This window comes from Bifidobacterium pongonis (genome assembly GCF_019331805.1).
Lineage (GTDB): Bacteria > Actinomycetota > Actinomycetes > Actinomycetales > Bifidobacteriaceae > Bifidobacterium > Bifidobacterium pongonis.
This window is the reverse complement of sequence record NZ_JAHBBE010000080.1, coordinates 1-1412: the sequence shown is the minus strand read 5'-3', so window position 1 is coordinate 1412 and position 1412 is coordinate 1. Positions and strand designations below refer to the sequence as shown.

At 62.5% G+C, this 1412-nt stretch carries 1 pseudogene; it reads left to right on the top strand.

Features of this window, described 5'->3' with window-relative positions:
- Window positions 1-1412: pseudogene (locus tag KIH75_RS09995) on the top strand (hypothetical protein); the annotation flags it as partial.

Here is a 1412-nt window from a genome sequence, read left to right as displayed (position 1 = left end):
GACGACGGCACCTACCCGGATGAGGTCAACGGCGGCTCCATCACCGTCAAGGGCGGCAAGATCACTTCCGGTACCGCCAAGGGCGGCGCCGTGAGCGCCTTCTACCTGAAGGCCGAGGAGAAGCCGTACGTTTCCGCCGAAGCCTCCAGCGCCACCTTCACCTCCGACACCACGAAGGTGACCCTGCACGCCAAGGACGCCAAGGATCTCAAGTACACCACCACCGAAGGCGATTCCGGTACCTTCAAGGACGGCGACGTGATCACCGTCGGTTCCACCCTCTCCGTCGGCGAAAGCGTGACTGTGACCGTGACCGGTACCAGCACGAAGGACGGGACCAAGCTCACCGGCAAGACCACCGCCAAGAAGATCGATGTGGCGGTACAGAACCTCGCCTCGCAATACGGGACGAACAAGGTCGGCAACGGCGTGAAGAAGACCATCAACTTCAACGCCGGCAAGGGCGCGAGCATCTCCGATTGGGACAGCTCCATGCTGATCGCGCAGGGCGCCGCCAACGACGATCCCCGCGTGTACCGTCCGAACTCCATGTACGAGGTGCCGATCGATCTGTACGCGCTGTATGGCGCCTACGATGACGACAACCTGTACCTCATGTGGGAAATGACCAACGTCCAGGACGTGGTCGATACGGGCGACGATTACCCGCTCTCCCAGGGCCACCTGTGGCAGACGCAGAACCTGCCGTTCCACATCGCCATCGACACCAAGGATGAAAGCACCCGCGTCGGCAACGACGCCGGCCTGAAGACCGGCGGCACGCTGTGGAACTCCGGCATCACCTGGGGCGGCAAGCAGAAGGTCAACAAGGTCATCACCATCTCCACCAACGGCGCCAACGGCCCGTGGGTGTACAAGGGTGACGCCGATGGCCTCGACGCCAACGCCGAATACGGCAAGACCGCCAACGCCACCACCAACACCAAGGCCTCCGGCATCAAGTTTGGCTATGGCAACGGCATCCTGAGCAAGGACGTCATCGGCATCGACGGCGGCTGGGGCGAAAGCAACGGCCGTGTGGTCGGCGACATGAGCGCCGACAAGGAAAGCTCCACCAAGTGGGTCAACTTCAATGAGAAGGGCCACAACTCCGCCGGTATGGACGACCACTACGAGATCGCCATCCCGCTGAGCGAGCTGGGCACCACCGCCGATCGCATCGCGACGAACGGCATCGGCATCCAGCTGGCCGCCACGTTCGGCCTGTCCGCCATGGATTCCCTGCCCTACGACATGGCCATGAACGACAACGCCGATCTGGCCGACACCACCTCCCAGGAGAACAACTCCTTCGAGAAGTCCGATCTCGACAACTTCACCGTGGCCATGGCCAACATCGGTGGTTCCGAGTCCCCGGTCGAAGTCAAGTCCGTGAAGATCGATCAGGCCGA